The organism is Streptomyces sp. NPDC057136 (assembly GCF_042670885.1).
GTDB lineage: Bacteria > Actinomycetota > Actinomycetes > Streptomycetales > Streptomycetaceae > Streptomyces.
In genome coordinates this window covers 84,945-99,081 of the sequence record NZ_JBHUUV010000002.1, presented here as the reverse complement: position 1 = coordinate 99,081, position 14,137 = coordinate 84,945, and the positions used below count along the sequence as shown (strand labels likewise).

10 protein-coding genes and 1 pseudogene are annotated in these 14,137 nt (G+C 69.6%); 4 read left to right on the top strand and 7 right to left on the bottom strand.

What is annotated here, in order from left to right:
* Positions 1-76: 76 nt before the first annotated feature.
* The 3 genes and pseudogenes from ACFT7S_RS02970 to aspS form a co-directional block, all read right to left on the bottom strand.
* A pseudogene (locus tag ACFT7S_RS02970) lies at positions 77-778 on the bottom strand (L,D-transpeptidase family protein); the annotation flags it as partial.
* A 114-nt stretch (positions 779-892) separates the two neighbouring features.
* Positions 893-1,819, bottom strand: a complete 927-nt coding sequence (locus tag ACFT7S_RS02965; protein WP_382726127.1) for an intradiol ring-cleavage dioxygenase — start codon at positions 1,817-1,819, stop codon at positions 893-895.
* A gap of 145 nt (positions 1,820-1,964) precedes the next feature.
* On the bottom strand, positions 1,965-3,749 hold the full coding sequence (gene aspS / locus ACFT7S_RS02960) for an aspartate--tRNA ligase (RefSeq protein WP_382726125.1): 1,785 nt from the start codon (positions 3,747-3,749) through the stop codon (positions 1,965-1,967).
* Positions 3,750-3,948: 199 nt separating this feature from the next.
* Between aspS and ACFT7S_RS02955 the strand changes: the two genes are divergently transcribed.
* The gene (locus tag ACFT7S_RS02955; RefSeq protein ID WP_382726122.1) at positions 3,949-6,072 is read left to right on the top strand and encodes a SpoIIE family protein phosphatase; all 2,124 of its coding nucleotides are present in this window, start codon (positions 3,949-3,951) and stop codon (positions 6,070-6,072) included.
* Positions 6,073-6,086: 14 nt separating this feature from the next.
* Here the strand turns inward: ACFT7S_RS02955 and ACFT7S_RS02950 are convergent, their stop codons facing one another.
* From ACFT7S_RS02950 to ACFT7S_RS02940, 3 genes are all read right to left on the bottom strand, one after another.
* Positions 6,087-7,172 carry an AI-2E family transporter gene (locus ACFT7S_RS02950; protein WP_382726121.1) on the bottom strand — a complete coding sequence of 362 codons (1,086 nt, stop codon included), beginning with the start codon at positions 7,170-7,172 and terminating at the stop codon, positions 6,087-6,089.
* Between the two features lie 94 nt (positions 7,173-7,266).
* Positions 7,267-8,223 (bottom strand): pirin family protein, encoded by a 957-nt coding sequence (locus ACFT7S_RS02945; protein ID WP_382726117.1) that lies wholly within the window; start codon positions 8,221-8,223, stop codon positions 7,267-7,269.
* A gap of 167 nt (positions 8,224-8,390) precedes the next feature.
* Positions 8,391-8,831, bottom strand: a complete 441-nt coding sequence (locus ACFT7S_RS02940) for an SseB family protein (RefSeq protein ID WP_382726114.1) — start codon at positions 8,829-8,831, stop codon at positions 8,391-8,393.
* Positions 8,832-8,999: 168 nt separating this feature from the next.
* On the opposite strand from ACFT7S_RS02940, the gene ACFT7S_RS02935 reads away from it, so the two are divergent.
* The 3 genes from ACFT7S_RS02935 (at position 9,000) to ACFT7S_RS02925 (ending at position 12,904) form a co-directional block, all read left to right on the top strand.
* Complete coding sequence (locus tag ACFT7S_RS02935; RefSeq protein WP_382726111.1) at positions 9,000-10,826, top strand: acyl-CoA dehydrogenase; 1,827 nt, start codon at positions 9,000-9,002, stop codon at positions 10,824-10,826.
* A gap of 110 nt (positions 10,827-10,936) precedes the next feature.
* Entirely contained in the window at positions 10,937-11,563 is a 627-nt protein-coding gene (locus ACFT7S_RS02930) for a Uma2 family endonuclease (protein ID WP_382726109.1), read from the top strand.
* Positions 11,564-11,605: 42 nt separating this feature from the next.
* Positions 11,606-12,904 carry a M18 family aminopeptidase gene (locus ACFT7S_RS02925; RefSeq protein WP_382726106.1) on the top strand — a complete coding sequence of 433 codons (1,299 nt, stop codon included), beginning with the start codon at positions 11,606-11,608 and terminating at the stop codon, positions 12,902-12,904.
* A gap of 68 nt (positions 12,905-12,972) precedes the next feature.
* On the opposite strand, the gene ACFT7S_RS02920 is transcribed toward ACFT7S_RS02925, so the two are convergent.
* The gene (locus ACFT7S_RS02920) at positions 12,973-14,130 is read right to left on the bottom strand and encodes a GDSL-type esterase/lipase family protein (protein WP_382726103.1); all 1,158 of its coding nucleotides are present in this window, start codon (positions 14,128-14,130) and stop codon (positions 12,973-12,975) included.
* Positions 14,131-14,137 lie beyond the last annotated feature (7 nt).

Here is a 14,137-nt window from a genome sequence, read left to right as displayed (position 1 = left end):
CCCGCCCGCGCGTCTGCCGCCCCGCGCCGCAATGCCGCCGTGTGTTAGCGGCCCCCCAACCAGTCTCGTACTTGCTCGCCGGGTCGAGGGCGAGAAGGAGTTCCTTCATCCGGTCCTCGGGAATCGAGACGCAGCCCTGGGTCGGGCCGCCGTGGTCCACATGGAGCCAGATACCGCCGCCCCGGTCCTCGCCGAGCGGACGCTCACGGTCGAGGGGGGTGACGCCGGGCGTGCGGTTGTAGTCGATGGCGACGACGTAGTCGAAGGACCCTTCGAGCGGCTCCCCGAGGAAGCCCTCCCCGCTCAGCGCGAAACGGGGATGCTCGTCGTACGGGAGCAGGGCCCCCGGGTCGGGGAGCAGCCCGCCCGCGTCGGAGAGGGTGTAGACGCCGATCGGCGACTTGAGGTCGTCCACCACATGGAAGTCCGTCCAGCCCTCCAGACCGTTGTGCGCGGGCCAGGGACCGGCCGCCGCCCTCCATCCCTTGGCGAGGTCGCCCCGGGTGTAGAGGACGGCGGTGGACTGGTTGGAGTCGCGGGCCTCGCCGGTGACGACGACAGCCTGCCGCGCGGTGGCCGGAATCGCGGCCCTGGTCCGCGGGCCGAGCGCCGGGATCTCCGCGGGCCTGGGCGCCTCCGTATGCCCGGCCACCGGCGTGGGCTGGGGGCCTCCCGCACCACGGGCCTCGTGGGGTGGGGCCGGCTCGGTGGAGCAGCCGGTGAGGGCGAGGACGAGCAGGGCGGTGAGGGTGGCGTACGGACGTCGGGAAGCGGACACGACGAGGACTCCTGAATAGGTCGGCTGACGCAGTCTCAGGTGATATTCTTCGCCGGGTCCGTTCCTGACGCATCCGCAGCCGGGCCATCCGGCTGTACACGCCACCCCGCCAGGTCAGATCCCGGTGCCGTCCTGCGTCTCGTCCGGGTCGACGCCCATCGTGATCGAGCCGATGACACCGCGCGCGATGCGCCCCTTGCCGTAGTTGAGTTTCAGCAGCCCGCCCGTGACCCCGCTCTGGTCGTAGATGGTGTCCTCGGTGAGGGTGGTGCGGGTGGTCGTGCTCGTCGAGTACGGCGCCACCTTCGCCGAGTCGAGCACGGCCTTCTCCGCGAAGAAGAACTGCCCGGTGTGGCAGGTGTGTCCGCCCTCGTACCCGGCGTCGGTCATCTTCCCGCCGACGTGCACCTTGGTGTGGATGTGCACGGCGCGGCCCTGGTACCAGCCGGGGAAGACCGTCTTGAACTCCACGTACCCGTGCTTGTCGGTGAGCTGCGTGCCCCGCAGATACCGCTTGTCGTCGGTGGGCTCGCTGTGGCCGCCGCCGGGCGCGCCGCCGCCACCGGGCTCACCGGACGGGGGCGTGCCGGTGGGAGTGCCGGAGGGCATGTCGGTGGGCGTGCCGCTCGGGGGCGTGCCACCGCCGGGGCCTGTGCTCATGCTCTCGTAGCCGGAGTAGATGCCGAGGGCGTCGCAGTGCCAGATGTCGACGGCGGCCTGCTTGACCGGTTTACAGGTGTCGGAGTCGATGACCTTCAGGCGGAGGGTCATCGGGATGCCCTCCCTGTCCTCGGTGATGTCCCGGCGGATCTTGTCCGCGTCGATGTAATACGGCCCTTCGGTGGTCTCCGAGGTCAGCCGGTAGCACTCCTCGCTCTGCCCGGCCGCCTTCTTCGCACCGCCGCTGCCGCTCTCGCCGGCCGAGGCGTTCGCGACGACTGCGGTTCCGATCCCGGCTGCGGCCACGGCCGCGCCACCGGCGAGGATGACCCGCCGGCGGGTCAGGTCCTTCTTGTGTGCGGGTCCCTGATTTTCTGTCATGGGCGTTGAGGCTAGGCAGCCGAGCTGGCAAGGGCATGGGTACGCGCTGTGTGTTCCTGTGCACCGGCCCCGTGAGCGGTATCGCACACGTGAAACAGCCCCCGGCCTGACGACCGGGGGCTGTTTCACGTGGAACAACGACGGGCTACTTCTCCGTCTTGTCCTTCGCCGCGGCGACCGGCTTGCGGAGCTGGATGTTCAGCTCACGCAGACGGGTCTCGTCCAGCTCGGACGGTGCGCCCATCATCAGGTCCTGGGCGTTGCCGTTGAGCGGGAAGGCGATCGTCTCGCGGATGTTGGGCTCGTCGGCGAGCAGCATCACGATGCGGTCGACGCCCGGGGCGATGCCACCGTGCGGCGGGGCGCCGAGGCGGAACGCGCGCAGCATGCCCGCGAACTCCCGCTCGACGGTCTCGGCCTCGTAGCCGGCGATGCCGAAGGCCTTCAGCATGACCTCGGGCTCGTGGTTACGGATGGCGCCGGAGGACAGCTCGATGCCGTTGCAGACGATGTCGTACTGCCACGCCAGGATGTCCAGCGGGTCCTTCTCCTCCAGGTCCTTCATGCCGCCCTGGGGCATGGAGAACGGGTTGTGGGAGAAGTCGATCTTCCCGGTCTCCTCGTCCTTCTCGTACATCGGGAAGTCGACGATCCAGCAGAACCGGAAGACGCCCTCCTCGAAGTGGCCGGAGCGCTTGGCGGCCTCGACGCGGACGACGGACATGATCTTGGAGACCTCGTCGAACTCGCCCGCGCCGAAGAAGACGGCGTGGCCGGGGACGAGGGACAGGCGCTCGGTGAGCGTCTTGATGTCGGTCTCGGTGAGGAACTTGGCGATCGGGCCCGCCAGCGTGCCGTCCTCGCCGACCCGGACCCAGGCGAGGCCCTTCGCGCCGTGCTCGACCGCGTACGCACCGAGGCCGTCGAAGAACTTCCGGGACTGGCCCGCGGTGTCCGGGACCGGCAGCGCGCGGACGTGCTTGCCGGCGAACGCCTTGAACTCCGAGTCCGCGAAGACGTCGGAGATGTCGACGAGCTCCAGCTGGGCGCGGAGGTCCGGCTTGTCGTTGCCGTACTTCAGCATCGACTCACGGAACGGGATGCGCGGGAACGGCGAGGTGACGTGGCGGCCGTTGCCGTACTCCTCGAAGAGCTCGGTCATGAGCTTCTCGATCGGCTGGAAGACGTCCTCCTGCTCGACGAACGACATCTCGACGTCGAGCTGGTAGAACTCGCCGGGCGAACGGTCCGCGCGGGCGTCCTCGTCGCGGAAGCACGGCGCGATCTGGAAGTAGCGGTCGAAGCCGGAGATCATCAGCAGCTGCTTGAACTGCTGGGGGGCCTGCGGCAGCGCGTAGAACTTGCCCGGGTTCAGCCGGGAGGGGACCACGAAGTCGCGGGCGCCCTCGGGGGACGTCGCGGCGAGGATCGGGGTCGCCATCTCGTTGAAGCCGAGGGCCACCATCTTGGAGCGGATGGAGGCGATGACCGACGAGCGCAGCATGATGTTGCGGTGCATGCGCTCGCGGCGCAGGTCGAGGAAGCGGTACTCCAGACGCCGCTCCTCGTTGACCCCGTCCTCGGCGTTGATCGTGAAGGGCAGCGGGGCGGCCTCGCCCAGGACCTCGACCTCGGTGACCTCGATCTCGATGTCACCGGTCGGGAGCTCCGGGTTGACGTTGTCGGCGCCGCGCGCGGAGACCTTGCCGTCGATCCGGACGACGGTCTCCTTGGTCAGCTTCGACAGGGCGTCGTTGCCGGGAGTGCCGGGGCGGGCGACGAGCTGCACCAGACCGTAGTGGTCACGCAGATCGATGAAGAGGATGCCACCCAGGTCTCGGCGATTGTGCAGCCAGCCGCTCAGCCGGACGTCGGTGCCGACGTCAGAGGCGCGGAGCTCGCCGCAGGTGTGGGACCTGTACCGATGCATCGTCGTTCATCCAGTCTTAGCGATTCGAGGTGGATTCAGCCACCCCAGGCTACCGCCCGTAGCCACACGCCAGCATTGCCATTGTCGTTTCAAGATCTTCCGGGACACATCGGGCGCGGGAGGCGGTGCCGCGAGCTGCCGGACGGCCGCCCCGTCCCTTCGGTGGCGTCCGGCGCGCACATCTTCATAAAGTGGGGCAATGCGCACCGAGGAAGTCCTGGCCGCGATCGCGACCGGCCTGTGGCGCTGGGACAACGAAGCCGGGAAAGTCACGCTCGACGCGGAGGCGGCCCGGCTTCTCGGCCTGCCCGCCGAGTCCGGCGACTTCAGCGAGTCCATGGTGCGCTCCCGGTTCCACCCGGTCGACTGGAACGAGATCTACGGGGTCGTGAATCTCGCGGTCACCGAGGGCACCCTCGCCGAGGCCAGGCTGCGGATCGTGGACGAGCGGGGTTACGTACTCCGTATCGTCCGCAGCCGGTCGAGGCCGGTCCTGCGCCCCGGCGGGGGCCCCGAGAGCTATGTGCTGATGGGCACCCTCCAGGAGGTCGCCGAACCGCAGCCGGACTCCACCGCCGAACACACCGCCATCACCGGGGACTGGCGCCGCTCCCGTGAGGCGTTCCTGCTGGACGCGGGCCGGGCACTGGCCGAGGCGCGGTCCACCGAGGAGGTGCTGCGGGTCGCCGCGTCACTCTCGATGCCCGGGTTCTCGCCGGACGGCCTCGCCGTCTTCGGCGTCGCGGGAGAGCGGCTGACGATCATCGGGCACCACGGGCACAACGTGGGCGACGAGGACCCGTTCGCCGACATGCCGCTGGACACCGACTACCCGGCCGCCGAGGTCGTACGGACGGGGCGGGCGATCTATCTGCCGTCGCCGGACGAGTACCGCCGGCGCTTCTCCGCCACCTGGCCGCTCGCCCGCCGCTTCGGGCGCCGCTCCTGGGCCTTCCTGCCGCTGGTCGCCTCGGGCCACGTGATGGGCGCCTGGATGGCCGGGTTCCGGCACCCCGTGTCCTTCTCGCCGGACGAGCGCGCCGTGCTGACAACGGTCGCCCGGATGCTCGCCCAGGCACTGGACCGCGCCGGGGCCGCCGAGACCGAACGCGAGCTGTCGCTCGGGCTCCAGCGCTCGATGATGCCGTCCCTCGGCCCCGACATCCCCGGGATGTCGGTGGCCGCGCGCTACATCCCGACCGGTGGCGGGCTCCAGGTCGGCGGCGACTGGTACGACATGATCCCGCTCCCCAACGGCCGTATCGCGCTCGTCATCGGCGACGTCCAGGGACATGACGTACGGGCCGCCGGGCTCATGGGCCAGCTACGGATCGCCCTGCGCGCCTACGCCTCCGAGGGGCACCGCCCCGACGCGGTGCTCTCCCGGGCCTCGCGCTTCCTCGCCGGACTCGCCGAGGAGCAGGGGGGCGGCGACGAGCGTGCCGCCCCGCGCTTCGCGACCTGTCTGTACGCGGAGGCCGACCCGGAGACCGGGACCCTGGACATCGCCCGGGCGGGCCACCCGGACCCGGTGGTGATCAGCGTCGACGGCACCGCGGTGATCCGGCAGACAGCGGGCGGGCTGCCGCTGGGTATCGAGGCCGACTCGGACTATCCGACGACCAGGGTCGTCCTGGAACCGGGCGAAACGATCATGCTGTGCACGGACGGGCTCATCGAGACCGGCGGGCACGACATGGCGACCGGCTGGAACCGGCTCCGGCCGGTCCTGGAGGAGCCGACCGAGGACCTGGAGAAGCTCGCCGACGCCCTCGTACAGGCCGTGCACGGCCCGACGTCCCACTACACGACGGGGCCACTGGTGGACCGGCGCGAGGACGACATCGCCGTCCTGGTGCTCCGCCGCGAGGGCCCCACGACCCGGCAGGCGCCCCCGCGCCGCACCGCGATGACCATCGCCCAGGCCGAACCGGAGCGGATCGCGGCGGCGCGGCAGCAGCTGCGCGAACTGCTGCACGACTGGGCCGACCCCGAACAGGTCGACTCGGCGGTGCTGATGCTCTCCGAGGTGGCCACCAATGTGCTCGTCCACACGGACGGCGACGCGCTGATGGTCGCGGAGGCGAGCGGGGAACGGGGCGAACGGCGGCTGCGCGTCGAGGTCGCCGACGGCAGCGACGAGCTGCCGCACAAGCGGCGGCCCGGGGAGATGGCGTCCAGCGGGCGGGGCCTCGTCCTGATGCAGATGCTGGCCGACGCGTGGGGTGTGGACCCGCGGGGCGAGGGGAAGTCGATCTGGTTCGAGCTGCTGGAGGCGGAGGAGGTCGAGCTGCTGGAGACGGAGGTGCTGCCGGCTCTCTGACCGGGGCCGCGCCCTCAACCGCCGGACGGGCTCGGCGGCGGGCCGTCGTCGGGCTCCGGGGCCGCGTAGCCCTTCCGGAGCTCCCCGATGACTCCGAACGCCGCCGCGCACAACGGCACCGCGAGCAGCATGCCCAGGACGCCCGCGACGCTGGCGCCCGCGGTCAGCGCAATCATGATCATGGCGGGGTGCATCTGGACCGTACGGCTCTGGATCATCGGCTGGAGGAGGTGGGCCTCCAGCACCTGGACCGCCAGCACCACCCCCAGGACCCAGAGCGCGATCACGATCCCCCGGTCGGCGAGCGCGACCAGGACAGCCACGGCGCCGGAGAGGAACGCCCCGAGGTACGGGATATAGGCCCCGACGAAGACCAGCGCCCCCAGCCCCACCGCGCCCGGGACGTCCAGGATCAGCAGGCCCACCGTGATGAAGAGGGCGTCGATCAGCGCGATGAACGTGGTGCCCCGCATGAAGCCCTCGACGGCCTCGAAGGCCCGCCGCCCCATGGCCTCCACCAGATCGCCTGTGCCGCGCGGGGCGAGGGTGTGGGCAAGGTTCGCGGCCCGGTCGGAGTCGCGCAGGAAGAAGAAGGTGAGCAGCAGGGCCAGGACGCCGGTGGCCAGGAGAGAGGCGACCAGGCTGAGTCCGCTGAGCAGGCCGCCCGCCGCGCTGGCGCCGAACTTCTCGACGAGGTTCTTGGCGTTGTCGGCGAGGTCGTCCACGTTCGTGTCGTCCGCGACTCCGAAGTGGTCGATGACCCATTGGCCCGCGTCCTTGAGCGAGTCCACGATCTGGCCGCCGGTGTCGATGAGCGCGGTGACGACGATGTACCCGGCGCCGCCGACCACTCCGACGAGCGCTGCGCAGGTCAGCCCGGCGGCCACCGAACGGTGCACCTTGTGGGCGGTCAGCCAGCGGTGGACGGGGCCGAGCAGGGCCGTACCGAGCAGCGCGAGCAGGACCGGCGTGACGGCCGTCTTGAGCACGATGCACAGCCAGACGGCTACTGCGGCGACACCGGCGACGAGAAGCACGACGCCGCACCAGGCGGCTGTCCGGCGCGCCCCGTCGGGCAGGAGAGGCTTCTGGGTATGCACTCTCCCACCCGACCACGGTGCGGGCGCGGTGGCCCGCCCGCACGGGCGCACGGGTGACGGTCCGTCACCCGCGCCCCGGCGGGCGGACGGGGTGTCACATTCCGTGGACCGCGGGCACCGTGCCGAGACGGCCGGCCTGGAAGTCCTCGAACGCCTGCTTCAGCTCGGCCTGGCTGTTCATCACGAACGGCCCGTAGTGCGCCATCGGCTCACGGATCGGACGGCCGCCGAGCAGGACGATCTCCAGGTCGGGGGTATTGCCGTCCTGTGCCTCGTCCGCGCGGACGGTCAGCGAGGAACCGCTGCCGAAGACGGCGGTCTGCCCCTTGTGGACCGGCCGGCGCTCGGCACCGGCCGTGCCGCGCCCGGCCAGCACGTACGCGAGGGCGTTGAAGTCCTCGCGCCACGGCAGGGTCACCTCGGCGCCGGGGCGGACGGTGGCGTGGATCATCGTGATCGGGGTGTGGGTGATCCCGGGGCCCTCGTGCCCGTCGAGCTCACCGGCGATGACACGGAGCAGCGCGCCGCCGTCCGGGGAGGCGAGGAGCTGGACCTGGCCGCCGCGGATGTCCTGGTAGCGGGGCGCCATCATCTTGTCGGCCTTGGGGAGGTTCACCCAGAGCTGGAGGCCGTGGAAGAGGCCGCCGGACATGACGAGGGACTCCGGCGGGGCCTCGATGTGCAGCAGCCCGGAGCCGGCGGTCATCCACTGGGTGTCGCCGTTCTCGATGGTGCCGCCGCCACCGTTGCTGTCCTGGTGGACGAAGGTGCCGTCGATCAGATAGGTGACGGTCTCGAAGCCGCGGTGCGGGTGCCAGGGAGTGCCCTTGGGCTCGCCGGCCGCGTACTCCACCTCACCCATCTGGTCCATCATGATGAACGGGTCGAGGTGCTTGTAGTTGATGCCCGCGAAGGCGCGGCGCACCGGGAAGCCCTCCCCCTCGAACCCGGTGGGCGCGGTCGTGACCGCGAGCACGGGACGGGCCACGGCGTCGCCCTGGGCCACGACCTTGGGCAGACTCAGCGGGTTTTCGACGGTCACTGCGGGCATGGGAAGCCACCTCCGGGATTGTCCTGATTCCAATTTAGTTGAATGGTGAACATCCTGCAAGGGGGGATGCATTCCCGCCCGCGTCCGGGCAGCACAAAGGGCCCGCACCCCATCGGTACGGACCCTTCGGGACAGCCGCAACTCAGCCGCCAACGAAACGAGAGGCCCTAGCCGTACATACGACGCATCGCGAAGTCGACCATCTGCTCCACGGCCTTGGCGTCGAAGACCATGCGGTGATCGCCCTCCATGTCGAGGACGAAGCCGTAGCCGGTGGGCAGCAGGTCGATCACCTCGGCTCCGGTGATCACGAAGTACTTGGACTCCTTGCCCGCGTACAGCCGCAGCTCCTTGAGCGTGGTGAACATGGGAATCACCGGCTGCTGGGTGTTGTGCAGGGCCAGGAAGCCCGGGTTGTCCCCGCGCGGGCAGTAGACCTTCGAGGTCGCGAAGATCTGCTGGAAGTCCTCCGCGGACAGGGAGCCCGTGGTGAAGGCCCGGACCGCGTCCGCCAGGGACGGCGGTGACGGTTCGGGGTACAGCGGCTGCTCGCCGTAGCCGCCACCCATCTGCTGCTGCGCGCCCGGGGTCTGGTCATAGCCGTACATGCCGCAAAGAGTAATCGGACACATCAACCCCTTGAGGGGTTGCGTCTTATTACTGACGGGTAGCATCATCGTAGAGGTCAGCTGATATACCCACGCCAGCTCGTCGCCCGACCCTCACCCCTCCCCGGGGCGCTGCGCGCCACTGCTATTGATTACGGAGCCTTCCCAATGGGGCACTACAAGTCGAATCTCCGCGACATCGAGTTCAACCTCTTCGAGGTCCTCGGGCGCGACAAGGTGTACGGCACCGGCACGTTCGCCGAGATGGACGTCGACACCGCGAAGACCATCCTCGACGAGGTCAACCGCCTCGCGGAGAACGAGCTCGCCGACTCCTTCGCGGACGCCGACCGCAACCCGCCGGTCTTCGACCCGGAGACCAACACCGCTCCGGTCCCGGCCTCCTTCAAGAAGTCGTACCAGGCGTTCATGGACTCCGAGTACTGGCGTCTGGGCCTGCCCGAGGAGATCGGCGGCACCACCTCGCCGCGCTCTCTGATCTGGGGCTACGCGGAGCTGCTGCTCGGTGCGAACCCGGCCGTCTGGATGTACTCCTCCGGCCCGGCCTTCGCCGGCATCCTCTTCGACGAGGGCAACGAGGCGCAGAAGAAGATCGCGGAGATCGCCGTCGAGAAGCAGTGGGGCTCGACGATGGTGCTGACCGAGCCCGACGCGGGTTCGGACGTCGGCGCCGGCCGCACGAAGGCCGTCGAGCAGGAGGACGGCTCCTGGCACATCGAGGGTGTGAAGCGCTTCATCACCTCGGGCGAGCACGACATGTCCGAGAACATCATTCACTACGTGCTGGCGCGCCCCGAGGGTGCGGGCCCGGGCACCAAGGGCCTGTCGCTCTTCATGGTCCCGAAGTTCCACTTCGACTGGACCACCGGTGAGCTGGCCGAGCGCAACGGCGTGTACGCGACGAACGTCGAGCACAAGATGGGCCTCAAGGCGTCCAACACGTGCGAGATGACGTTCGGCGACCAGCACCCCGCCAAGGGCTGGCTGATCGGTGACAAGCACGACGGCATCCGCCAGATGTTCCGCATCATCGAGTTCGCCCGCATGATGGTCGGCACGAAGGCCATCGCGACGCTCTCGACGGGTTACCTGAACGCGCTGGAGTACGCCAAGGAGCGCGTCCAGGGCACGGACCTCTCGCAGTTCATGGACAAGACGGCGCCCAAGGTCACCATCACGCACCACCCCGACGTGCGCCGCTCGCTCATGACGCAGAAGGCGTACGCGGAGGGCATGCGCTCCCTCGTGCTGTACACCGCCACGGTCCAGGACGCGATCCAGGAGCAGGAGTCCGCGGGCGAGGACGCGAAGGCGCTGCACGGCCTCAACGACCTGCTGCTCCCGATCGTGAAGGGCTACGGCTCCGAGAAGTCGTACGAGCAGCTCGCGCAGTCGCTCCAGACCTTCGGTGGTTCCGGTTACCTCCAGGAGTACCCGGTCGAGCAGTACATCCGCGACGCCAAGATCGACACCCTTTACGAGGGCACGACGGCGATCCAGGGCCAGGACTTCTTCTTCCGGAAGATCGTCCGCGACCAGGGCGCCTCGCTGAACACGCTCTCCGAGGAGATCAAGAAGTTCCTCGCCGAGAACCAGGGCAACGAGGAGCTCAGCGCCTCGGTCGACTCGCTCGCCAAGGCGGCCGTGGACCTGGAGGCGATCGTCGGCACGATGATCACCGACCTCACCGCGACCGGCGAGGACGTCAGGAACATCTACAAGGTGGGCCTCAACACCACCCGCCTGCTGATGGCCTCCGGCGATGTCGTCGTCGGTTACCTGCTGCTCAAGGGCGCGGCCGTGGCCGCCGAGAAGCTGCCGACCGCGTCCCCGAAGGACGTCGCCTTCTACCAGGGCAAGATCGCCGCCGCGAAGTTCTTCGCCGCGAACATCCTGCCGGGCGTCGGCGCCGAGCGCGCGCTCGCGGAGAGCATCGACAACTCGCTGATGGAGCTGGACGAGGCCGCGTTCTAGTCCTGCGGCCCGCACGATCCGTCAACCGGCGCCGCCACCCGAAATCCTTTCGGGTGGCGGCGCTGTCGTATCAGCTGGGTACGCTGAGTGCAGCGCCGAGAATCCCGTCCATGGGAGGAACCATGACCGCCGAGGCACTGCCCGAAGCGTCGCAGCTGCGGCGCGACGATTCCAAGTGGCCGGTCCCGCCCGAGGACGGCTACACCGCGGACGACTTGTTCACACTTCACGACCTCCCGCCGCACACAGAGCTGATCGACGGGAGCCTGGTTTTCGTGAGTCCACAGCGCAAGTTCCACACGCTGGCTATGTATCTGCTGGAACAGGGGCTGCGCCAGCACGTCCCCGAGGATCTGCGGGTGCGCCGAGAAATGGCCGTGGTACTCGGCAAGCGCAACGCTCCGGAGCCCGACCTCCTCGTCGTCATGGCAGAGGCGGACAAGGACCAGCGGCAGACCCGCTACCAAGCTGCCGACGTCTTGCTCGCGGTCGAGGTCGTCTCCCCCGACTCCGAGGACCGCGACCGCGACACCAAGCCGCGCAAGTATGCCGGCGCGGGCATCAAGCACTTCTGGCTCGTCGAAATGACTGGTGAGCACGACCATCCCACGGTCCACACCTACGAGCTGGACCCGGTCAACAAGACCTACGTCTCCACCGGCGTCCACCACGACCGCCTCAAGCTCTCCGTTCCGTACGACATCAACATCGACCTGACCGCCATCGACGAGCTCTAGACCCCCGGCGGGCGGCGTTCGATCGTCGTTACAGTGAAGAACATGAGTTCTCCCCTCCGCTTCGACCGCGGGCACACCGACGACCTGATGGCCTTCCTGATGGCCAGCCCCTCCCCCTACCACGCGGTGGCTTCCGCCGCGGCGCGGTTGGAGAAGGCCGGTTTCCGGCAGGTCGAGGAGACCGCGGCCTGGGACGCCTCCACCGGTGGGAAGTACGTGCTGCGGGGCGGGGCGATCATCGCCTGGTACGTGCCGGAGGGCGCCGAGGCGCACACCCCGTTCCGGATCGCCGGAGCGCACACCGACTCGCCGAACCTCCGGGTGAAGCCGCTGCCCGACACCGGTTCGTACGGCTGGCGCCAGGTCGCCGTCGAGATCTACGGCGGGACGCTCCTGAACACCTGGCTCGACCGGGACCTGGGCCTCGCCGGCCGGATCTCGCTGCGGGACGGCACCCACCGGCTGGTCAACATCGACCGGGCGCTCCTGCGCGTACCGCAGCTGGCCGTCCACCTGGACCGGTCGGCCAACACCGACGGCCTCAAGCTCGACCGGCAGAAGCACATGCAGCCGATCTGGGGACTCGGTGACGTCGAGGAGGGCGACCTCATCCGCTTCGTCGCCGAGGAGGCGGGCGTCGACGCCGAGGACGTGACCGGCTGGGACCTGATGCCGCACGCAATCGAGCCGCCCTCCTATCTGGGCCGGGACCGGGAGCTGCTGGCCGGCCCCCGGATGGACAACCTGCTCTCCGTGCACGCGGCGACCGCCGCGCTCGCCGCCGTCGCCGGTCAGCCGGACGACGAGATCCCGTACATCCCGGTGCTCGCCGCCTTCGACCACGAGGAGAACGGCTCGCAGTCCGACACCGGCGCCGACGGCCCGCTGCTCGGCACCGTCCTGGAGCGCTCCGTGTTCGCGCGCGGCGGCACCCTCGAAGACCGCGCCCGTGCCTTCGCCGGCACCGTCTGCCTCTCCTCCGACACCGGTCACGCGGTGCACCCGAACTACGCGGAGCGCCACGACCCGACGCACCACCCGGTGGCCAACGGCGGACCGATCCTCAAGGTCAACGTCAATATGCGGTACGCGACCGACGGCAGCGGCCGGGCCGTGTTCGCGGCGGCGTGCGAGAAGGCCGGCGTGCCGTGGCAGACGTTCGTCTCCAACAACGCGATGCCGTGCGGCACGACGATCGGACCGATCACTGCGGCCCGTCACGGCATCCAGACCGTCGACGTCGGCGTCGCGATCCTGTCGATGCACAGCGCCCGAGAGCTGTGCGGCGCGGACGACCCGTACCTGCTGGCGAACGCGCTCACGGCGTTCCTGGCGGGCTGACACCACGGGCGCCCCCTGTCGAAGGCGTGGGTCATGCCTTCGACAGGGGGCGCCCTTCATTCCGGGCCCTACGAGACCGTGGTCAGATACATGCCGGAGGCGCCCGCCCCCGCCGTGTTGCGGCAGCTGTAGTTGCCGCTCGGCCGGGCGTGGATCAGCGTGAGGCAGCGGCCGAGCGCCAACTGCCCGTAGTAGTTGGGGTGTACGGACTCCTGCACCGGGCCCTGGGTCTCGTTGCTGTCGATCCAGCGGGCCCACTCGCTCGTCGTGGCCGACGCGGGCGCGGTCGAGCTGACCAGCTTGCTGGTCCTCGCGCACACCTCGCGGCCCTGGAGCATGTCCCGCAGGTCCATGAACTGCACGCCCTTGGTGGTGGCGACGCCCTTGAGGCGGCCGGCGACCTGGGGGACGAGCGAGTCGCGCGCCCAGTCGGAGTCCTTGTTCCAGAAGGGGCAGCCGCCCGTGTTCGTACGGCTCCAGCCGCTCTCCGCGTAGCGGTTCTCGGCGCCGCGCGGGATGGGAGAGGGATAGGACTGGAGCACGATCCGGTAGTCCGACGCGGCGTATCCGGCCCCGGACATGACCGCGCGGATCTCGTCGACGGACTTGCCGACGTCCGCCATGACTGTGTTGATCTTCGAGTCGACGGCGGCCTGCTGGTCGTCGTGGCAGTACGAGTACCAGACGATGTAGTCGGTCGCGCAGCTCCTGATGATGTCCGCGAAGCCCAGGTCGTTGCCGCCGACGGACAGGACGATCAGCTTCACGTCGTGGGCTGCCGCGATACCGGCGAGCTGGTCGGCCTGCGGAGCCTCGCCCTTGTAGGAAACGCCGCCGTTCGCCGCCCGGAAGACGTTCTGGGTCGTGGCGCCCGAGCAGGCGATGTTGATCAACGCCCCCACCGCACCGGCCGCGCCATTGACCTCGGCGGAGTCCGAGCGGTGGCAGCCGTTCGCCGCCGTGGTGCCGTAGACGCGGCTCGGGTCGTACCCACTCCCCGTCCATGCCCGGTCGGTCCCGTCGTGGTTCCCGCCGGCGGTAAGGCTGTTGCCCTGCCAGCGGCCGGCCTCGCCGGAGATGTAGCTGTCGCCCATCGTCACGACGGCGGTGGGCCCTGAGCCGGGGCTCGCGACGGCGGGGGAGACGCCGGCGGCCGTCAGTGCCGCCGCGGCGGCGAGGGAGAGAGCGAGAAGCCCGTGAACGGCGCGGTAGGGGGATGAGCGCATGGCTGTT